The sequence below is a fragment of the Pengzhenrongella frigida genome (genome assembly GCF_004168625.1).
GTDB classification, from domain to species: Bacteria; Actinomycetota; Actinomycetes; order Actinomycetales; family Cellulomonadaceae; genus Pengzhenrongella; species Pengzhenrongella frigida.
On record NZ_SDWW01000059.1, the window covers coordinates 1 to 20,399 of the forward strand.

Sequence of the window (20,399 nt, forward strand, 5' to 3'; positions counted from 1 at the left end):
CGCGCGGCGCAGGTCGGCGGCCGGGACCCCGCACACCTGCTCGGCGCGCTCCGGCCACCAGGCCGCGACGCTCCGCCGGACGTCGTCGGCGCCCGTGGTGCGGTCCGCCAGGTAGGGCAGGTCCGCGAGCCCCTCGGCCCACACGACGTGCAGGAGCGCGAGCAGCACCACGAGGTCGGTGCCCGGCACCGCCTGCAGGTGCAGGCCGCCGCCGTCGTCGGTCAGCGCCGCGGTCGCCGAGTGCCGCGGGTCGACCACGATCAGCCCGCCGTGCGCCCGGGCGCCGGCCAGCCGGGCCGCCGACGGCGGCATCGTCTCGGCGAGGTTGCTGCCGAGCAGCAGGATCGACTGCGCGCCGCCCAGGTCGGCGAGCGGGAACGGCAGGCCGCGGTCGACCCCGAACGCGCGGTTGGCGCCGGCCGCGGCACTGGCCATGCAGAACCGGCCGTTGTAGTCGATGTACGGAGTGCGCAGCACGACCCGCGCGAACTTGCCGAGCGCGTACGCCTTCTCGTTGGTGAGCCCGCCCCCGCCGAACACGGCGACCGACTCCGGGCCGTGCAGCGCCTGCAGGGCCTGCAGGCGCTGCGCGACGTGGTCGAGCGCGTCGTCCCAGCTCACCGGGTGCAGCTCGCCGTCCGCCCCCCGCAGCAGCGGCGTGGTGAGCCGGTCCGGGGCACGCAGCACCTGGGCGCTGGTCCACCCCTTCTGGCACAGCCCACCGGCCGGTGCCGTCCGGAGACCCGCGGTCGGGCTCGTCGGCGCGTGCCCGGCGGCCACGGTGACCGGCGCACCGACGACGCGGGCGGCGTCGTCGGGCGCGGTCAGCGTCATCGCGCACTGCAGGGCGCAGTACGGGCAGTGCGTCGCCGTCGCTGCTGCGGGGGCGGGCATTCAGATGCCTGCAGCGCTCAGGGCGGCCCCGCGGCGGCGGTACACGGCCCAGGTGGTGACGCCCATGATCAGGTAGATCCCGACGAACAACCACAGCGCGGGCTGCAGGCTCCCCGCCACCGAGTTCGAGATCGCGAACCCGCGCGGGATGAGGAACCCGCCGAGCGCCCCGACGGCGCCGGCGATCCCGATGCAGCCCGCGGCGGTCTTGCGGGACCGGGCCGCCCGCTCGGGCGTGGTCGCCCCGACCCGGAAGACCGCGGGGATCATCCGGTAGGTCGCGCCGTTGCCCGCGCCGGTCGCGACGAACAGCACGAGGAACGAGCCGAGGAAGAGCGGGAAGCTCACCGCGCGCAGGGCGCCGATGGCGCTGGTCGCGGCGAGCGCCATCACGGCGAACGACGCGATCGTCACCCGGGCCCCGCCCCACCGGTCGGCGAGGATCCCGCCGACCGGGCGGGACAGCGACCCGACGAGCGCGCCGAGGAACGCGATGCTCACGGTGACCTCGGGGAACTGGGACTTGAGCAGCGTCGGGAACGCACCGGCGTAGCCGATGAACGAGCCGAACGTGCCGATGTACAGGAACGAGATGATCCAGGTGTGGCGGTTCTGCACGGCGGCCCCGAACGCCCGGTAGTCGGCCTTCGCGAAGGTGAGGTTGTTCATGAACCGCGACGCCAGGTAGGCCGCGAGCAGGATCAGCGGGATGAACATCAGGCCCGCGCGCTCGAGCTGCAGGCCGGCGGCGCCCACGATCACCAGCGGGACGGCGAACTGGACCGCGGCGGTGCCGAGGTTGCCGCCCGCGGCGTTCAGGCCGAGCGCCTTGCCCTTCTCACGCTCCGGGTAGAAGAACGAGATGTTCGCCATCGAGGAGGCGAAGTTGCCGCCGCCGAGGCCGGCGAGGGCGGCGACCACGAGGAGCATCCAGAACGGCGTCGTCTCCGGGCGGGTGACGACCACGGCGAGCGCGCTCGCGGGCAGCAGCAGGAGCAGGGCCGAGATGATGGTCCAGTTGCGCCCGCCGAACAGGGGTACCGCGAACGTGTACGGGATGCGCAGGGTCGCGCCGACGAGGCTGGGGACCGCGATGAGCCAGAACTGCTGGTCGACGGTGAGGATGAAGCCCACCGCCGCGAGCTGCGGCACCACGATGCTCCACGAGGCCCACACGGCGAACCCGAGGAACTCCGCGAAGATCGATGGGTAGAGGTTGCGCTGGGCGATCGCCCGCCCACCGCCGCGCCAGAACGCGTCGTCCTCGGGCTCCCACCGGTCGATCCACCGCCCGGCGATGGCCGGTGGCGCCTCGAGGGGTGCCAGCGTGGCCGTGGTCGCCGGGTCGGTCGGGGTCAAAGTCTTCGGTGCCGTCATCGCGTCTCCTGCGGGTGGGTCGAGGGGGCGGTGCAGTGACCACGACGCTAGGAGCGCGGTGTTTCCGTCGAAGTGGCCTGCTGTTACCCCTGCGGAACGAGGAGCGCACGGCCGACGACGGCGCCCTGTGAGAACTCCGGCACCTCACACCTCGTGCCGGGCGGCTGTGCGCGAAAGGTTCCACGGAGGTAACCGGCGCGCTACGGCCCCGGAAACAACCCGCTCGTAGGTTCAGTGGCCACGGCCCGCGGGGTCGACCCACCTGGAGGCACGGATGACTGCTCGCCCGTTACACCTCGTCGTCGTCGGCGGTGGGATGGTGGCGCAGCGTCTCGTCGAGGCGATGCGGGACCGCGACACCGCAGGGGCCTGGCGCGTCACCGTGCTCGCGGAGGAGCCGCGGGCTCCGTACGACCGGGTCGCCCTGACCTCGTACTTCTCGGGCCGCGACCCCGAGGACCTCGCCATCGGTTCCCCCGAGCTGTGGGACGACCCGCTCGTCACGCTGGTGCGCGGTGCGGCGGTCGTCGAGCTCGACCGGGCCGCACGCACCGTGCGCGCCGCCGACGGCCGCACCTGGGACTACGACCAGCTCGTGCTCGCCACCGGCTCCCGGGCGGTCGTGCCGCCCATCGAGGGCGCCGACCTCCCCGGCGTCTTCGTCTACCGCACGGTCGACGACGTCGCCGCGCTGCGCGGCTGGGTGGAGGAGCAGTCCGCCCGCGCCGGCCGGCCCGTGCGGGGTGCGGTGATCGGCGGCGGGCTGCTCGGCCTCGAGGCCGCCGGCGCGCTGCAGGCGCTCGGCACCAGCAGCACCGTGATCCAGTTCGGCACCCACCTGATGTCCGCGCAGGTCGACCTCGGCGGGGGAGAGGCCCTGCGCCGGCTGATCAACGGACTCGGGGTCGCCGTGCGGGTCAGCACCGCCACCACGCGGATGCGGCCCAACCGGCGGGGCACCGTCGGACGCCTCGACTTCGCCGACGGCGGGCGCCTCGACGTCGACGTCGTCGTGGTCGCCACCGGCGTCAGCCCCCGCGACGAGCTGGCCCGCAGCTCCGGGCTCGCGATCGGGGCCCGCGGCGGCGTCGTCGTCGACGAGGCCTGCCACACGGCCGACCCGGCCATCTGGGCGGCCGGAGAGGTCGCGTGCATCGACGGCGCCTGCATCGGCCTGGTCGCGCCCGGCTACGCGATGGCCGAGGTCGTGGTCGACCGCCTGCTCGGCGGCTCCGCCGTGTTCCCCGGCGCGGACACCGCGACCAAGCTCAAGCTCTCCGGGGTCGACGTCGCGAGCTTCGGCGACGCGTTCGCCACGACGCCGGGCGCCCTCGAGCTGGTCCACTCCGACCCGGTGGCCGGCATCTACAAGAAGCTCGTGCTGTCCGACGACGCGCGCACGCTCCTCGGCGGCGTGCTCGTCGGCGACGCGTCGGCGTACTCGAGCCTGCGGCCGCTCGTCGGCCGGGCCCTGGGGGGCGATCCGTCCGCCTACCTGCTGCCCGAGGGGGCCGCGGGCGCCGCCGCCTCGCTGGGCGGCGACCTGCCCGACGACGCCACGGTGTGCTCGTGCAACAACGTCACCGCGGGGACCGTGCGGGCCGCCGTGACCGACCACGAGTGCCGGGACGTCGCCGCGGTCAAGGCCTGCACCCGCGCCGGGACGAGCTGCGGCTCGTGCGTCCCGCTGGTCAAGAAGCTCGTCGTGGCCGAGCTGGCCAAGGCCGGGATCAGCGTCTCCAACGCGCTGTGCGAGCACTTCGCGCTCTCGCGGGCCCAGCTGTTCGACGTCGTCCGGGTGACCGGCCTGCGCACGTTCAGCGAGATCATCCGCCGCCACGGCACCGACGCGGAGGGCCGCGGCTGCGACATCTGCAAGCCGGTGCTGGCCTCGATCCTGTCGTCGCTCGACGACGGGCACGTGCTGGACGGCGAGCGCGCGGCGCTGCAGGACACCAACGACCACGTCATGGCGAACCTGCAGAAAGACGGGTCGTACTCCGTGGTGCCGCGCATCCCGGGCGGTGAGGTGACCCCGGCCGGCCTGCTCGTCATCGGGCAGGTCGCCCAGGACTACGGGCTGTACACGAAGATCACCGGCGGCCAGCGGATCGACCTGTTCGGGGCCCGCCTCGAGCAGCTGCCCGACATCTGGCGCCGGCTCGTGGACGCGGGCTTCGAGTCCGGGCACGCGTACGGCAAGTCGCTGCGCACGGTGAAGTCGTGCGTCGGGTCGAGCTGGTGCCGGTACGGCGTCCAGGACTCCGTCGCCCTCGCCGTGCAGCTCGAGCTGCGCTACCGCGGCCTGCGGTCGCCGCACAAGTTCAAGCTCGGGGTCTCGGGGTGCGCGCGGGAGTGCGCGGAGGCCCGCTCGAAGGACGTCGGGGTGGTCGCCACGGACAACGGCTGGAACCTGTACGTCGGCGGCAACGGCGGGTTCACCCCCCGGCACGCGCGCCTGCTGGCCGAGGACCTCGACACCGAGACGCTCGTGCGGACCATCGACCGGTTCCTCATGTACTACATCCGCACCGCCGACCGGCTGCAGCGCACCGCGCCGTGGGTCGAGGAGGTCGAGGGCGGGCTCGAGGGCGTCCGCGCGGTCGTGATCGACGACAGCCTGGGGATCGTCGACGACCTCGACGCGGCGATGGCACGACACGTCGACGCCTACGAGGACGAGTGGAAGGCGACCCTGGACGACCCGGTGAAGCTGCGCCGGTTCGCGTCCTTCGTCAACGCCCCGACGACCCCGGACCCCTCGCTCGCCTACGTCGCCGAACGCGGCCAGGTGCGCCCGGCGACCGTGGCGGAGCGCACCGACTCCGCCGTGCTCGTCGCCGGCACGACGCTGGCGGTCCGGTCATGACCGCCCCGAGCGTCGCCCCCGCGACCCTCGCCACCGCCCGGTGGCTGGCCGTGTGCCGGCTGGACGACCTCGTGCCGGAGCGCGGCGCCGCGGCCCTCGTCGGCGACGAGCAGGTCGCGCTGTTCCGACTGGTCGACGACCGGGTGCTGGCGGTCGCGCAGCTCGACCCGTTCAGCGGGGCGCACGTGATCTCGCGCGGCATCGTGGGTTCGCGCGGCGCCGTGCCCACGGTCGCCTCCCCGATGTACAAGCAGGTCTTCGACCTGCGGACGGGTCAGTGCGTGGAACCGCTCGGCCGGGAACCGCTGGACCTGCGCACGTGGCCGGTCCGGGTCGAGGGTGAGGTCGTGATGATCGGCGTCGGCCCGGCGCTCGAGGCCGACCTCGACGACGACCTCGACGATCTCGACGCCCTCGACCTCGACGCCGCCGACCGTGACAGCGCCGCCGACCGGGCGGGGCCCGCCGGCGATCGGGCCGCGCCGTGACCGCGCTGCTCGGGCTCGACCTGACCGGGCGGCGCGTGCTCGTCGCGGGCGGCGGCCCGGTCGCGGCCCGCCGGGTGCGCGCGCTCGTCCTGGACGGCGCGGACGTGCTCGTGGTCGCGCCGCAGGTCTGCGAGGAGATCGCCGAGCTGGTCGGCGACCGGTCGATCGCCTGGCGCACCGCGGAGGTGGCGGAGGGGGACCTCGACGGGGCCTGGCTCGTGCACACCGCGACCGGTGACCGGGCGACCGACGCCGCCGTGGCCGCCTGGGCCGCCGCGCGCCGGACCTGGTGCATCAACGCCGGCGAGGCGAGCGTCGGCTCCGCGCGTACCCCGGCGGTGGCCCGGGTCGGTGAGGTGGTGCTCGGCGTCGTCTCGGCCGGTGCGCCCGACCCGCGGCGCAGCCGCACCGTGCGCGACGCCCTCGCCGAGCACCTGCGCTCGGGCGGTGCGGACCTGCGCCGACGGCGACCGGCCGCACCCGGCTCCGGTCGGGTCGTGCTGGTCGGGGGCGGCCCGGGCGCCGTCGACCTGCTCACCCTGCGCGGTCGGCGCGCGCTCGCGGAGGCCGACGTCGTGGTCACCGACCGGCTCGGACCCACCGCGGTGCTCGACGAGCTCCCGGGCGCGGTCGAGGTGGTCGACGTCGGCAAGACCCCGGGCCACCATGCGGTGCCGCAGCACGAGATCAACCGGATCCTGGTCGAGCGCGCGCTGCGCGGGCAGGTCGTCGTGCGCCTCAAGGGCGGCGACCCGTTCGTGTTCGGCCGCGGCGGCGAGGAGGTGCTCGCCTGCCACGAGGCCGGCGTCCCCGTCGAGGTGGTCCCCGGCGTGAGCAGCGTCGTGGCGGCCCCCGCCGCCGTCGGCATCCCCCTCACCCACCGGGGCACGACGGCGGCCTATCACGTGCTCAACGGCCACGGCGGCCTGGACGCCGCCGCGCGCCTGATCCTGGCGGAGAAGTCCGCGACGCTCGTGATCCTCATGGGGGTCGCCGTGCTCGGCGAGCTCGTGGCCGACGCCCTCGCGCACGGCGCCGACCCGGCCACCCCGGTCGCGATCATCGAGGACGGCACCGGCGCGCACGAGCGGGTCACGCGCGCGCCGCTCGACGCGATCGTCGATCGGGCCCGGCTGGCGGGGGTCCGCTCGCCGGCCGTCATCGTCATCGGCGACGTCGCGGCGCCCGGCCTGCTCGGCGGTGGTCACCCGACCGACCCCGCTGACGCCACAATGAGCCTGTGACCGAACCCATCCACCAGACCCTCGCCGGCTGCACCGTGCTCGTCACGGTGGACCGCCGCTCGGCCGAGCTCGGTGGGGCGCTGCAGCGCCGCGGTGCGGTCATCCGGTACGCCCCCGCCCTGAGCATGGTGCCGAACGAGGACGACGCCCTGCTGGTGGCCGGGACCCGTGCGCTGCTCGACGACCCGCCGGACATCGTCGTGGTCACGACCGGGATCGGCTTCCGCGGCTGGATCGAGGCCGCCGACGCGCACGGGCTCGCCGACCAGCTCACCGCGATGCTCGGGCGGGCCCGGATCGTGGCCCGCGGTCCCAAGGCGCTCGGAGCCATCCAGGCCGCCGGTCTCGCGGTCGACTGGGTCGCCGAGTCCGAGACGTCGGCCGAGATCGCCGAGGTGCTGCTCGACGAGGGGGTGGCGGGGCTCTCGATCGCGGTGCAGCACCACGGCGCCGGGTCGGAGGGGCTCGACGAGGCCTTCCTCGCGGCCGGCGCCCGGGTGCGCAGCCTCATCGTGTACCGGTGGGGGCCGCCCCCCGACCCGGACGCGCTCGAGGCCTCGGTGCGCGCGGTCGCGGCCGGTGAGATCGACACCGTGGTGTTCACCTCGGCCCCCGGATCTGCCGCCTGGCTCGCCGCCGCGCGGGAGGCCGGTGTGATCGCCGAGCTCACCGAGCAGTTCCGCAGCGGTGCGACCGTGGCCGCCGCCGTCGGGCCGATCACCGCCGGTCCGCTGCTCGAGTGCGGGATCACCCCCCTCGTGCCGGACCGCGGCCGGCTCGGCTCCCTGGTCCGCGCGATCGTGGCGCACTACGGACAGCTCCAGGGGTTGTCGACCGTCGCGGGCTCGCTGCAGATGCGCCGGCGGGCGGCGATCCTGGACGGTCGGGTGCTTGCCCTGTCTCCGTCCGGGCTGGAGGTCCTGCGCCTGCTGGCCGCCGCGGGCGGGGACGTCGTGCCCCGGTCCGAGGTGCTGGCGGTGCTGCCGGGGGTCTCGCAGGACCCGCACGCGGCGGAGGTCGCGATCGCTCGCCTGCGCGAGGCCGCCGGGAGCAAGGAGCTCGTCCGCACCGTCGTCAAGCGGGGCTACCGCCTCGACCTGGTCGAGTCGTGACCGGCGCCGCCAGAGGCGTCCCGGTGCTGCTCGGCTGCTCGCACGGCACCGACAGCGTGGCCGGGCGCGCCGCGATCCGTTCGATCCTGGCGGACGTGCGCGTGGCCCGGCCCGAGCTGGACGTCCGCGAGACGTTCGTCGACCTGCAGGAGCCCGCGGTGGCCGACGCCGTCGGCGCGGTCGTGGACCCCGGCGGGGTCGCGGTCGTGGTGCCGCTGCTGCTGTCGGGCGGTTTCCACGTGCACGTCGACATCGCCGCGTCCGTCGACGGTCGGCCCGCCGTGGCGACCGCACCCCTGGGGCCCGACGCGCGGCTCGTGCGGGTCCTGCTCGACCGGCTCGTCGGCGCCGGGGCCGGGCCCGGGGACGCGATCGTGCTCGCGGCCGCAGGCTCGACCGACCCCCGCGCCGCCGTCGCCGTCGAGGAGGTCGCCGCGGCTCTGCGGGCCGCCTGGCCGGAGGGGCCGGTCACCGTCGGGTACGGCTCCGCCTCCACGCCCCGCGTGCCCGACGCCGTCCGGGCGGCGCGCGCGGCGGGCGCCCAGCGGGTCGTGGTGGCGTCCTACCTGCTCGCACCGGGGTTCTTCCTCGATCGCCTGGGGGAGGCGGGGGCCGACGTCGTGACGTCGCCGCTCGCGCCCGACCCGCGGCTCGCGGACATCGTCCTCGACCGCTACGACGCCGGGGTCCGAGCGGTCCGGTGACCCGCCTGACCCGCCTGACCCGTCCGACCCGTCTGACTCGTCCGACCCGCCCGACCCGCGCGCTCGCGCTCGTCCTCGGTCTCGGGTTCGCCGTGCTGGCCTGCCTCGCGGTGGGCGCGCTGCCCGCGTCCGCGCACGACGTCCTGAGCGCGACCGAGCCGGCCGACGGCTCGACCGTCGAGGTCGCCCCGGACACCGTGCAGCTCACCTTCAGCGACGAGGTCGTCGCGCTCGGCACCGAGGTCCAGGTCATCGGACCGGCCGGCGAGCCGATGAGCGACGGTCCGGCGGTCGTCGTCGGGCAGCTGGTGAGCCAGGCGCTGGTGCCGGAGCGCCCGGCGGGCAGCTACACGGTCGTGTGGCGCGCGACCTCCGCCGACGGCCACCCCACCTCGGGCGAGCTGACGTTCACGGCGTCGACCGCGCGGGCGCCGGGCGTGGTGCCGCCCCCGGTCGTCAAGACCCCCACCGACGCCCCGAGCGCGACCGCGGCGCCGTCCGATGACCCGACCGACGAACCGACCGCGCCGCAGGCGCCCGACGACATCGCACCGTGGGCGCTCGCCGCCGGTGCGGGCGCGATCGTCGCCCTGACCGCCGCCGCGGTCTGGTGGATCCGCCGTCAGAGGTAGACGAGCGGGTCGAACTCGGCGAGCGGGATGATCCGCAGGCGCGGCAGGTGCACGTTGAACGCGAGCACGTCGTGCTCGAGGTCGAACAGCTCGAGACCCTGCTCGGTGAGGTTGTTGAGCACCCCGCTGGTGAACTCCCGGAACGCGATCAGGCCGACCCGGCGTTCGCCGTCGAGCAGCTTCTCCAGGTCGAGCGCGAAGTCGCCGTCGTGGCTCGCGAGCACGACGTCGCCCGGCCGGTCGCGCAGGGCGGCCAGGGTGCGCTGGATCCCGATGTCGACGACCTTCTCGTGCGACTCGCCCGACAGCGGGATCGGGGTGTAGCCGAGGGCCATGAGGGCCTGGACGAACGCCATCGGCATGGTGCCGGACGACGCGTTGAGGAAGAACAGTCCCTTGGCGGGCTGCCCCCAGCGACGCTGCGCGAACTCCAGCACCCGCTCCCACCGGGGACGCTGCTCGGGGGTGGGGCGCCCGTTGAGGATCGCCGAGCCGAGGGTCGCGTCGATGTTCTCGCCGTCGATCAGGACATACGTGGTGCGCGGGCCGTCTGTTTGCACGGGTTCCAGCCTAGGCGCGCGCAGCGGCTCCCGCGACGAGTCCGGCTCGCACCAGGGGGGCAACCTGCGTGCCGAGGAGCTCGATCGACCGGAGCACCTGCGCGTGCGGCAGCGTCCCGACGCTGATGTGCAGCATGAACCGCTCGATGCCCAGGCGGGCGTGCATCCGCAGGATCTTCGCCGCGACCTCGGCCGGGTCGCCCAGCACCAGCGAACCGGCCGGCGACCGGGCCGCGTCGAACGCGCCCCGCGTCATCGGCCCCCAACCGCGCTCGCGGCCCAGCACGGTCATCGCCTGCGCGTAGGACGGGTAGTACTCGTCCGCCGCCTGGGCGCTCACCTCACCGACGTAGCCGTGCGCGTGCACGGCGATCGGGGTCGAGGCCGGGTCGTAGCCGTGCTCGACCGCCACGCGGCGGTGCAGGTCGGCGAGCGGCGCGAACTGGTCCGGACTGCCGCCGATGATCGCGAGCGCCATCGGCAGGCCCCGCTCGGCGGCCCGCACCACCGACGGCGGGTTGCCGCCGACAGCCACCCAGATCGGCAGCGAGCCGGGCTCGGGTCGGGGGAACACGCCCTGGTCGGTCAGGGCCGCCCGGTGCCGGCCCTGCCAGGTCACCCGTTCGTCGGCCCGGATCTGCAGCAGCAGGTCGAGCTTCTCGGCGTACAGGTCGTCGTAGTCGTCGAGCGAGTACCCGAACAGGGGGAACGACTCGATGAACGAGCCGCGGCCCGCCATGATCTCGGCGCGGCCCTCGGAGAGCAGGTCGAGGGTCGCGAAGTCCTGGAACACCCGGACCGGGTCCGTCGAGCTCAGCACGGTCACGGCGCTGGTGAGCCGGATGCGCGACGTGCGACCGACGGCGGCGGCCAGCACGATCGCCGGGGCGGACGCCGCGAAGTCCGCCCGGTGGTGCTCGCCGACGCCGTAGACGTCGAGCCCCACCCGGTCGGCGAGCTCGATCTCCTCGACCACGTCGCGCAACCGCTGGCCGGGCGAGGTGACCTGTCCGGTCACCGGATCGGGGTAGGTCTCGGCGAACGTCGTGATGCCCAGCTCCATGGCAGAACCTCCTGGTGGTGATCGACGCGCGGCCCCGTGCATGGGCACCTGCTCGCAGTCCGGGCGTTGGTGGGGCATGCTGCCAGGTGCACAGCCATCGTGCTCGCCGGCGGGCGGGCGCGCCACGGTTCGTCGGGACCTCTGACCTGCAGGGACCACCCCGAGCGCGGCCACCATGGAACGACAGGTCCGGCACGCGGCCGGATCGGTGAGAGGAACAGGTCATGCGAGTACTGGTTACCGTCGCGTCGCGACACGGCGGCACCCGCGAGATCGGTGCGCGCGTCGCGGAACGGCTGCGGGCCCGGGGGCACGACGCCGAGGTCCTCGACCCCGAGAGCGTGGACTCGATCGACGCCTACGACGCCGTCGTCATCGGCTCGGCGGTCTACTCCGCGCACTGGATGCCGTCCGCGCGGGAGTTCGCGCAGCGGTTCGCCGCCGAGCTGCTCACGCGGCCGGTGTGGCTGTTCTCCTCGGGTCTCGCGACGGCGCCGGCCGCCGCGGCGAACTCCCCGGCCGAGACCCTCGCGCTCATCAAGGCGATCGACGCGAACGGGCACCGCGCGTTCGGCGGTCAGCTCGATCGGGGCGTCCTCAACTTCGCTGAGCGCGCGATCATCGCCGCTGCCCGCGGCAAGGAGGGTGACCACCGCGACATGTCCGCCGTCGACGAATGGGCAGACCAGATCGCCGACCAGCTCGGCCAGCAGACCACCACCGCCTGAGACTCATCGCACAGCGGGGCGTGCGCCGATCGGCGTGCACGCCACTACGCGGCGATGGGATGATCAGGGGGTGCCCCCCCAGACCGTGCACCCTGCCCCCGCGCGCCCCGACGTCGCCGCGCCTGCGGCCGCGCCCTACGACGCGATCCTGCTCTACTCGTTCGGTGGTCCCGACGGGCCCGACGACGTCCTGCCGTTCCTGCGGAACGTGACCCGGGGGAAGAACATCCCCGAGGCCCGGCTCGTCACGGTCGGCGCGCACTACGACCTCTTCGGCGGCCGTAGCCCGATCAACGGCCAGAACCTCGAGCTGCTGGCCGCCCTGCGCGCCGAGCTCGCGCGCCGCGGGGTCGACCTGCCGATCGCGTGGGGCAACCGCAACTGGAAGCCCTACGCGATCGACGCCCTCGCCGAGCTCCGGGAGCAGGGCGCGCACCGCGTGCTGGCCCTGGTGACCAGCGCGTACGGCTCGTACTCCGGCTGCCGGCAGTATCGCGAGCACCTCGCGCGCACCCTCGCGGAGCTCGCGGACCGGGTCGGTGGCGACGTCACCCCCGGTGACGTGCTGGCCGTCGACAAGCTGCGCCACTACTTCAACCACCCGGGTTTCGTGAGCTCCAACGCCGACGCCGTTGTGGAGGCCTACGGCGAGCTCGGCGACGCTGCTGCCGACGCGCCGCTCGTCTTCGTCACCCACTCCATCCCGGACGTGATGGAGGCGGGGTCCGGTGCACAGCGCCCCAGCTACCGCACGCAGCACCTCGAGGTTGCCGAGCTCGTCGCCGCCCAGGTGTCCGAGCGGATCGGTCGACCCGTCGAGTGGCACCTGGCGTTCTGCTCGCGCTCGGGCGCGCCGCACCAGCCGTGGCTCGAGCCCGACGTCAACGACCTGCTCGGCGACCTGGCCACGGCCGGGACGCGGTCGGTCGTGATGTCGCCGATCGGCTTCGTCTCGGACCACATGGAGGTCGCCTTCGACCTCGACATCGAGGCGATGGAGACCGCCCGCGAGCTCGGCCTGACGGCAGTGCGCGCCGGCACGGTCTCGACCCGCCCCGCGTTCGTGGCCGGCCTCATCGACCTCGTGCTCGAGCGCGCCGCCGCCGAACGCGGCGAGGACGTCGCCCGGGTGACGACCGGGGCGCTCGGCGCCTGGCCGGACACGTGCCGACCCGGCTGCTGCCGGCAGTCGGTCGACGTCGACAGCGGGATCCCGGCCGCGTGCGGCCAAGACTCAGACCCGACCCAGTGGAGTGTGCAGTGACCAAGGACAGCTCGAACCAGACGCCCATCAGCGCGGCGGACGCCGTCGCGGCGGCCCGCGCGGCGAGCGCCAAGCCGGTCGTCGACCCCAACAGTCAGATCCGCTACGCGATGTGGTCCGTGTTCGCGATCGAGGAAGCCCTGCCGGCCGACGACGTCGCGCGCGGTGGGCTGGTCGCCGAGGCGGAGGCCGCAGTCCTGGACGGCGGGGGAGACCTCGTCGTGCGCGGCTGGTACGACGTGAGCGGCCTGCGGGCCGACGCCGATCTCATGGTCTGGTGGCACGGCGAGACGATCGAAGCCGTCCAGGGCGCCTACCAGCGCCTGCGCCAGAGCGAGCTCGGCCGGCACCTGCTGCCCGTCTGGTCCGTCGCGGCGCTGCACCGCCCGGCCGAGTTCAACCGCGGGCACCTGCCTGCGTTCCTGTCCGGCGAGGCGCCGCGCGACTACCTGTGCGTCTACCCGTTCGTCCGGTCGTACGACTGGTACCTGCTGCCCGAGGCCGAGCGCCGCACCCTGCTCATCGAGCACGGCCAGGCCGCGAAGGACTACCCGGACGTGCGAGCCAACACCCTGGCCGCGTTCGCGCTCGGCGACTACGAGTGGATCCTCGCGTTCGAGGCGGACGAGCTGCACCGGATCGTCGACCTCATGCGCGAGATGCGCAACACCGAGGCCCGTCGGCACGTCCGCGAGGAGCTGCCGTTCTACACCGGGCCGCGGGTCTCGCTGAGCGACTGGGCCGACCGCCAGCCGCTCGACGACTGACCTCGATCGTCAGGCCGCCCAGGCGGCGGCGAGCCGTTCGAGGGTGTCGATGCGGGTCGCGACGTCGTGCGTCGTGGCGGTGACCAGCAGCTCGTCGGCGCCCGAGGCCTCGACGAGCCGCTCGAGGGCGGCGACGGCGGCCGGGGTGGTCGTGGCGATCTGGGTCCCGGGGAGCTGAGCGAGCACGTCGTCGAGCGCGGTGCCGCGCAGGCCTGCCAGCGTCTTGGCGGCGTCGTCGGGCGTGACGATCGGGGCGAGCCGGCCGGTACGCAGGCTGAGCGCCATGACGCGGCTCGGACCGGCGAGATGGGTCGCCTCCTCGTCGGAGTCCGCGACGATCACTGAGGCGCTCACCATCGCGTGCGGTTGCGCCAGGTCGGCCGACGGCCGGAACTCGGCCCGGAAGGCGGCCATCGCCGCGAGCGTCTGGGTCGCCCCGAAGTGGTGGGCGTAGGCGAACCGGATGCCGAGCGCCGCGGCGAGCCGGGCGCTGAACGTGCTCGAGCCCAGCAGCCAGACCTCCGGGGACGACGTCGGGGCCGGGGTGGCGGAGAACCGGCGCACCAGCACCGACGGGGCCCGCCCGGGGGACTGCTGGCCGAGGAGTCCGAGCACGTCGAGCAGCTCCGCCGGGAACTCCTCGGCGCCCAGGCCGTCCGTCGTCCGGCGCAACGCCGCGGCGGTCGCCGGGTCGGTGCCGGGCGCGCGCCCGATCCCCAGGTCGATGCGGCCCGGGTGCAGCGCCTCGAGCATCGCGAACTGCTCGCCGACCACGAGCGCCGGATGGTTCGGCAGCATCACTCCGCCCGACCCCACCCGGATCCGACGCGTCGAGGCGGCCAGGTGGGCGATGAGGACCGCCGGGCTCGTCGAGGCGACCGCCGGCATGTTGTGGTGCTCGGCCACCCAGAACCGCTCGTAGCCGAGGTCGTCGGCCCGTCGGGCGAGCCGGGTGCTGGCGGCCAGCGCGTCGGCGCTCGTCGCCCCCTCGCTCAGCGGGGCGAGGTCGAGGACGGACAGCGGGACGCGGGTGGACGGGCTGCCGGTGGAGGTGCTGCCGGTCGGGGTACTGCGGGTGGTGGGCACGCCAGGGCCAACGCGCGCCCGGGCGGAACCCTTCCCCGCAGCAGCAACCCCGCAGCAGCAACCCCGCCCGAGCCACCCCGCCCGAACTACCCCGCCGACGCCGGGGCGCGGGGCGGGACGTGCACGGTGAGCGCGGTGACCTGGCCGTCGCGCCGGAAGATGCCGGCGCTGAGCCCGGCGTCGAGACCGGCGTCGATCCCGCTCACCCTGGTCCCGTCGGCGAGGTGCGCGACGACCTCCAGCCGGTCGCCGCGGTGGTAGACGACCGGGACCTGGCAGAACGTGAACGCGATCGATCCCACCGGCAGGTCGATCGATCGCTGCGCGCCGGCGAGGTCGGTGTAGTCGAAGCTCCCCGGCTCGACCGTCCACTCCGCGTCCCGGAGCAGCACGGGCCGGATGACGATCCGTCCGTCGTCGACCCGCAGCCCCAGCTCGCCCAGGCGGGTGAGGATCTCCTCCTTGACCTGCCCGGTCATGCCGGGCTGCCGGGCGCCGTGCCCGCCCGGGGTGTGCGAGTACGGGTCGGTGGGGAAGGCGCCGTAGACCTCGGGGGTCTTGCAGTAGCCGAGTCCGGCGCGCACCTCCTCGTAGCTGGCCGCCAGGGCGTCGATGGTCGCGGCGTCGGCCTTCTCGGCGACCGCGCGCTCGAGGGTCTCCTGCACGGTGAGGAGCACCTTGGAGACCATGTGCCAGTAGATGCTGCCGAGGCCCTCGTAGGCGAAGAAGGACCCGGACCGGCCGGTGAACTGCGCGTGCAGGAACACGCCCTCGAAGATCTCCTGCAGCCGGGCGCGGTCGCGGGCGACCGCAGCGCAGGTGTCCGGGGCGCGGTTGTCCGGGTCGGCGGCGAGCAGGTCCAGCGCCCGGTCGATGTCGCGGGCGTTGTGGATCTGCGCGGCGAAGTGGAAGTCGCCGTCGACGTCGCGCACCACCACGCTTCTGTCCCCGGCGTCGACCAGGAGCCCGACCAGCGGGCAGGTGACCGCCTGCGCGGAGACGAACCGGTTGCGCGCCAGGAAGCCCGGCAGGACCTTGTCCGGGTACAACGTGTAGCTGTCCTGGTCGGCCCGGTACAGCGCCGACGACCGCAGGCTCCGGAGCACGACCACCGCTTCCGCCGGGTCGAGCAGGCCGCTGGACAGCACGGCGACCTGGCCCTCCAGCATCGGGTCGAGCCGCTGGATCCGGGCCGCGTCCCCGGTCAGCGTCAGCACGTTGTAGGAGTGGTAGAGCGCGTCCGCGCGGCGGTTGGCGCGCACGCCGGACTCGACGTACCGGTGCGCCAGGTCGAGCAGGTCCGCGATCTCGCCGGCCCCGACCGTGGTCCGTTCGCCGCTGAAGCCGCCGTACACGCGCTGGCGGTAGGCGGAACCGGCCTCGCCGAGGTCGTCCATGGCGGCCCGGCGGTGGGCGTCGTCGAACCCGCCGGTCAGGCTCGCCGCGTGCGTGCCGAGCGCGTCGTGCACCGCGGTGATCAGATCCCGCAGCTCGGCGGTGACCTCGACGTCGACCGTGAGGAGCTCGCGCAGCGTGTGCAGGTAGCGACCGACGTAGGCGAGGGTGACGACCGACAGCCCCTTGCCGACGAGGGCGTTGTTCGCGTCGTTCCACTCGGGGCGCTGGGTGTTCATCCAGATGCCGCCGTCGGGCACGAGGTTGACCAGCTTGGCCAGCAGCAGGAGCAGCAGCTTCTCGCCCAGGGTCACCCGGACGAGGCCGCCGTCGGCGTCGTGCACGAGCCGGCCGTCCCCGCCCTCGGCGTCCACCCGCGCGTCGATCACCGCGGCGTGCGCGACGTCGAACGCGATGGTCTCGTAGGGGTCGCGCACGATGGCGTCGTAGGTCGCGATCCGGTACGGCACGTCGGCGTGCGTGAACCTCGCCTCGTTCACTTGCGCCTCGAGCCGGCCCGGGTGGAAGCGGTGGGACGTCTCGAGCAGCTTGAGCACGTAGATGATCTGGTGGTCGCTCCAGTACCCGATGTTCGCCCACGGGTTGCCCGGTTCGGGGACCTCCCAGCCGATCCCCGCCCGCGAGATCCGGTAGGGGTTGTAGCCGTCCGCGGTGGTCGCGTCGAGGAAGACGGTCACCATCGACTCGACGTACTCGGGGAAGGACCAGGCGAGCGCCTCCCAGTTCTGGAAGATGTCGCGCCAGTTGCCCTGGTACTCCAGGAGCGGGTCGCCGTGCGAGTCCTGCAGGGCGATCTGGAAGGTGTTCCAGGGCCGGCTCGGGTCGCCGTGCCGGCGGCTGAAGGTCAGGGGCAGGTACTCGGTCGCCAGCCGCACCAGGTCGTCGTCGCCGTGGGCCCGGGCGATCGCGACGAGCTCGTCCGCGCGCAGCTGCGCGGGCAGAGCGTCCAGGACGTCGGCGCAGCGGCGGGCGGTCGGCCGGCTGCGCTGGGCGATGAACGCGCGCACGTCGTGCGAGTCGACCGTGTACCCGTGCGCGGGCAGCCCCCCGCGCATGGTGTTGAACAGCACGTTGGCCAGGTGGTGGGCGGTGGCGAGCTCGTCGGCGCCGCGCTGGGGGGCGTCGGTGGCCGCGAGGATCTGCTCCAGGTCGGCGCGGGTGCCCGCGAGGTCGGCCGTGAGATCGGCGGCCAGCGCCTCCGGCCGGAGCAGGCGGGCGCGCAGGGCGATCACGTCCGCGGCGTCCTGGTCGACGTCGGCCACCACTCGCCAGCGCACGCTCGAACCGGCCGCCAGGGTGAGCCGCGAGCGCACGAGATAGGCCCCGCGGGCCCCGCGCACGTCCGTCTCGGCGGTCACCGGCTCGCCGCGGCCGAAGGCCGGCACCTGCCGGGTGGAGAGCAGGTGGACGGCACCGGGGAGCCCGACCTGCCAGGCGACGTTGGCGCGCAGCGACTCGCTCGGCTCGGCGAGGTCGGTGAGGGAGGAGTTCAGCCAGACCATCGCCAGGCCGGTCCGGTCGACCTCGCAGCGCTTGTAGGCGTCGAGCAGGTTGCTGAACTCGTTCTGGATCTGGACGCCCACGCCCGCGGGGAGCAGGTTCACGAACCCGTCGAGCAGGTCGACCGCGCAGGGCCGGTCCGCGGACGAGGTGAGCTCGCAGGTGCGCACGACGCCGAACTCGCCGCTCGCCTGCCAGGTCACCCGCAGGCGCAGGGACAGGTCGGGCCGGACCTCCTCGAAGACCAGGGTCGTGCCGAGGACGTCCTTGTAGAGCGTGCGCTGGGTCGGCTGGTCGCCCGGGCGCAGCTCGGCGAAGGGCTGCCACACCGTGGTGGTGCCGTCGGGGCGGGCGACCCGGAGCACGCTCAGGCCGCCGGTGCGGCCCGCGCTCTCGGTCACCTTGTCGTCGGTGTAGTACGGGAACAGGGCGCGACCCGCGTCGCGGCGCCCTGCCGTGAGGCCGCCGGTGCTGGAGATGAAGAGCCAGACGTCGCTCGCGCTGACGACCGTCATGAAGAACGGCGGCATCTGCTCGTAGCCGGTGATCCGGTAGAACCGGCGCCCGTCGAGATCCACGTGGCGCCCGTCCACGCCCTCGACGCTGCTGCGGGCGTGCGACGGGGTGGTACCGGAGGTGTTCAGCACGGCGAAATCCTCTGCTTCGTTGCAATGGGAGCGCTCCCACCCTACTGCTCCGGAGCAGCAGGACGAACGCTGTCGTCAGGGGTACAGGCCGCGGATCTGGTGGGCCTCGGCCACGCGGCGCACCCCGATCGTCAGGGCCGCGTCGCGCAGGGTCAGGCCGTCGGCGCGGGCCGTCTGTGCCACCGTGGAGTACGCGCTGAGCATCCGGTGCTCGAGCCGCTCCTCGATCTCGCGCTCGGTCCACCAGTACGCCTGGTTGGCCTGCACCCACTCGAAGTACGACACCACGACGCCGCCCGCGTTGGCGAGGATGTCGGGCACCACGATGATGCCGCGGTCGGCGAGCACCCGGTCACCGGCCGCCGTCGTCGGCCCGTTGGCGCCCTCCACGACCCAGCGGGCCTTGACGGTCGCCGCGGTCTGGTCGGTCAGCACGCCCTCGACGGCCGCGGGGATGAGCACGTCGACGTCGAGCGCCAGCAGAGCCGGGTTGTCGATCGGGTCGGCGCCGGGGAACCCGACGACGCTGCCGGTCTCGGAGACGTGCTCGAGCAGGGCGGGCACGTCCAGCCCGCCCGCGGCGTGCACGCCGCCGTACTGGTCGCTGACGGCGAGCACCTTGGCGCCCGCTTCGGCGAGGAACCGGGTCGCGTGCGAACCGACCTTGCCGAAGCCCTGCACCGCGACGCGCACCTCGTCGAGCGTCACGCCGGCGTCGGCCAGCGTCGCGCGGGTCGCGTGCACGACGCCGCGGGACGTGGCGGTCGCGCGGCCCAGGGACCCACCCATGGCGAGCGGCTTGCCGGTCGTGACCGCCGGGATCGTGTACCCCTTGTTGACCGAGTAGGTGTCCATGACCCAGGCCATGGTCTGCTCGTTGGTCCCGATGTCCGGCGCCATGATGTCCCGCTCGGGGCCGATCATCGGCATGATCTCGCTCGTGTACCGGCGGGTCACGCGTTCGAGCTCGAGCTTGGAGTACTCCCGCGGGTCGATCGTGACGCCGCCCTTGGCCCCGCCGTAGGGCAGGTCGACGACGGCGCACTTCCAGGTCATCAGCATCGCGAGCGCGCGGATCTCGTTGCGGTCGACGTTCGGCGCGTACCGGAGCCCACCCTTGCCCGGTCCGCGCGAGATGTTGTGCTGGATGCGGTACCCGCGGAACAGCGAGGTGCTGCCGTCGTCGCGGCGCAGCGGGATCGCCACGTTGATCTCGCGCCGGCACGTGGCGAGCATGGCGTGCAGGCCCTCGTCGTAGCCGAGGATCTTCACCGCGGTCGAGAGCTGGGCCTGGGCGGTCTCCAGCGGGGACGCGACGGGTCGGGTCGGGGTGACGGCGGGGGTGACGGCGGGCGTACCGGGCACGGTCATGCGGTGAACCTCCACGAGGGTGGGCGGACTGAGCCTGGTCGGCGTCGTTGCCGGCCATTCGAGCGGGTGCCGCGCCCCCCACCCTGCCACCCCCCGGGCTACGGCTGGTACTCGAAGTGCCAGTACTCGGGGTACGCCGCCCCCGCGCGCACGCTGGCCGGTGCGACCCACCCGAAGGCCGGGCCGTTGGCCACCAGCCAGTCGTACCGCGGCGTACCGAACCCGTACACGTCCGGCCCCTCCTGCACGTCGAGCGCCAGGCCCAGGCCGTGGTTGGACGTGCCGGGCTTCGCGGCCAGCGACCCGAAGTACGCCCGGATCGCGACCTGCTCCTCGTACGAGCGGTAGGTGAGGTCCATGGCGATGGCCTCGCCGAACTGCGCGCGGAACGCGTCGTTCAGACGGGTGAGCGCGGCCGCGGCGTCGCAGCGCAGGTACTGCGGGCTGCCGATCTGGTCGGTGCCCCACGGGATCAGGCACATGGCCGACGCCGGCATGTGGCCGTTCGACCCGTCGCCGGCCGCCGTCGGGATCGAGGTCACCCAGACCGGTTCACCCGCGGCAGCCGACGACTGCGCGGGCGGAGCCGGGGTCGCGGCGGCGCGGGCTGCGTCGGCTGCGTCGGCTGCGGCCTGCGCTTCGGCGGCTGCCGCGCCTGCTGCGGCGTCTGCCGCCGC

Annotated in this window: 17 protein-coding genes; 9 read left to right on the top strand and 8 right to left on the bottom strand. The window is 74.1% G+C overall.

What is annotated here, in order from left to right; translation table 11 throughout:
• Both EUA98_RS17565 and EUA98_RS17570 read right to left on the bottom strand, forming a co-directional pair.
• Positions 1-894 (bottom strand): molybdopterin oxidoreductase family protein (locus EUA98_RS17565; protein ID WP_165372889.1); only part of this gene is annotated, 894 nt, incomplete at its 3' end.
• Positions 895-2,271: an MFS transporter gene (locus tag EUA98_RS17570; RefSeq protein WP_130103997.1), complete on the bottom strand. Its 1,377-nt coding sequence runs from the start codon at positions 2,269-2,271 to the stop codon at positions 895-897.
• Positions 2,272-2,545: 274 nt separating this feature from the next.
• Here EUA98_RS17570 and nirB point away from each other — a divergent pair, with 274 nt between their 5' ends.
• From nirB to EUA98_RS17600, 6 genes are read left to right on the top strand one after another with little or no spacing between them, the layout of a single operon-like run.
• Positions 2,546-5,140 (top strand): nitrite reductase large subunit NirB, encoded by a 2,595-nt coding sequence (gene nirB, locus EUA98_RS17575; RefSeq protein ID WP_130103998.1) that lies wholly within the window; start codon positions 2,546-2,548, stop codon positions 5,138-5,140.
• Positions 5,137-5,628: a nitrite reductase small subunit NirD gene (nirD, locus tag EUA98_RS17580; RefSeq protein WP_130103999.1), complete on the top strand. Its 492-nt coding sequence runs from the start codon at positions 5,137-5,139 to the stop codon at positions 5,626-5,628. The genes nirB and nirD overlap by 4 nt, the downstream gene beginning before the upstream one ends.
• Positions 5,625-6,872, top strand: a complete 1,248-nt coding sequence (gene cobA / locus EUA98_RS17585) for a uroporphyrinogen-III C-methyltransferase (RefSeq protein WP_130104000.1) — start codon at positions 5,625-5,627, stop codon at positions 6,870-6,872. Before nirD ends, cobA begins: the two co-directional genes overlap by 4 nt.
• On the top strand, positions 6,869-7,984 hold the full coding sequence (locus tag EUA98_RS17590; protein ID WP_130104001.1) for a uroporphyrinogen-III synthase: 1,116 nt from the start codon (positions 6,869-6,871) through the stop codon (positions 7,982-7,984). The genes cobA and EUA98_RS17590 overlap by 4 nt, the downstream gene beginning before the upstream one ends.
• Positions 7,981-8,688 (top strand): sirohydrochlorin chelatase, encoded by a 708-nt coding sequence (locus EUA98_RS17595; RefSeq protein WP_242511677.1) that lies wholly within the window; start codon positions 7,981-7,983, stop codon positions 8,686-8,688. The genes EUA98_RS17590 and EUA98_RS17595 overlap by 4 nt, the downstream gene beginning before the upstream one ends.
• A complete protein-coding gene (locus EUA98_RS17600) occupies positions 8,685-9,320 on the top strand; it encodes a copper resistance CopC family protein (protein WP_130104002.1) in 636 nt (211 codons plus the stop codon). Before EUA98_RS17595 ends, EUA98_RS17600 begins: the two co-directional genes overlap by 4 nt.
• Here the strand turns inward: EUA98_RS17600 and EUA98_RS17605 are convergent.
• The gene (locus EUA98_RS17605) at positions 9,311-9,880 is read right to left on the bottom strand and encodes an NYN domain-containing protein (RefSeq protein ID WP_130104003.1); all 570 of its coding nucleotides are present in this window, start codon (positions 9,878-9,880) and stop codon (positions 9,311-9,313) included. The two genes, EUA98_RS17600 and EUA98_RS17605, sit on opposite strands and share 10 nt — an antisense overlap.
• Positions 9,881-9,890: 10 nt before the next feature.
• Positions 9,891-10,943, bottom strand: a complete 1,053-nt coding sequence (locus EUA98_RS17610; protein WP_130104004.1) for an LLM class flavin-dependent oxidoreductase — start codon at positions 10,941-10,943, stop codon at positions 9,891-9,893.
• Positions 10,944-11,167: 224 nt separating this feature from the next.
• Between EUA98_RS17610 and EUA98_RS17615 the strand changes: the two genes are divergently transcribed.
• From EUA98_RS17615 to hemQ, 3 genes are all read left to right on the top strand, one after another.
• A complete protein-coding gene (locus EUA98_RS17615; protein ID WP_130104005.1) occupies positions 11,168-11,671 on the top strand; it encodes a flavodoxin domain-containing protein in 504 nt (167 codons plus the stop codon).
• Positions 11,672-11,741: 70 nt separating this feature from the next.
• Positions 11,742-12,935: a ferrochelatase gene (locus EUA98_RS17620; RefSeq protein WP_242511679.1), complete on the top strand. Its 1,194-nt coding sequence runs from the start codon at positions 11,742-11,744 to the stop codon at positions 12,933-12,935.
• A gap of 98 nt (positions 12,936-13,033) precedes the next feature.
• Positions 13,034-13,702, top strand: a complete 669-nt coding sequence (hemQ, locus tag EUA98_RS17625; RefSeq protein ID WP_350339513.1) for a hydrogen peroxide-dependent heme synthase — start codon at positions 13,034-13,036, stop codon at positions 13,700-13,702.
• A gap of 9 nt (positions 13,703-13,711) precedes the next feature.
• Here hemQ and EUA98_RS17630 read toward each other — a convergent pair whose 3' ends face one another.
• From EUA98_RS17630 to EUA98_RS17640, 4 genes are all read right to left on the bottom strand, one after another.
• Positions 13,712-14,788: an LLM class flavin-dependent oxidoreductase gene (locus tag EUA98_RS17630; RefSeq protein WP_130104006.1), complete on the bottom strand. Its 1,077-nt coding sequence runs from the start codon at positions 14,786-14,788 to the stop codon at positions 13,712-13,714.
• Positions 14,789-14,874: 86 nt separating this feature from the next.
• Positions 14,875-18,351 carry a 1,3-beta-D-glucan phosphorylase, GH149 family gene (locus tag EUA98_RS19895; RefSeq protein ID WP_165372891.1) on the bottom strand — a complete coding sequence of 1,159 codons (3,477 nt, stop codon included), beginning with the start codon at positions 18,349-18,351 and terminating at the stop codon, positions 14,875-14,877.
• Positions 18,352-18,426: 75 nt separating this feature from the next.
• Entirely contained in the window at positions 18,427-19,722 is a 1,296-nt protein-coding gene (locus tag EUA98_RS17635) for a Glu/Leu/Phe/Val family dehydrogenase (RefSeq protein ID WP_130104007.1), read from the bottom strand.
• Between the two features lie 98 nt (positions 19,723-19,820).
• A partial coding sequence (locus EUA98_RS17640; protein ID WP_207219136.1) for a M15 family metallopeptidase occupies positions 19,821-20,399 on the bottom strand: 579 nt, incomplete at its 5' end.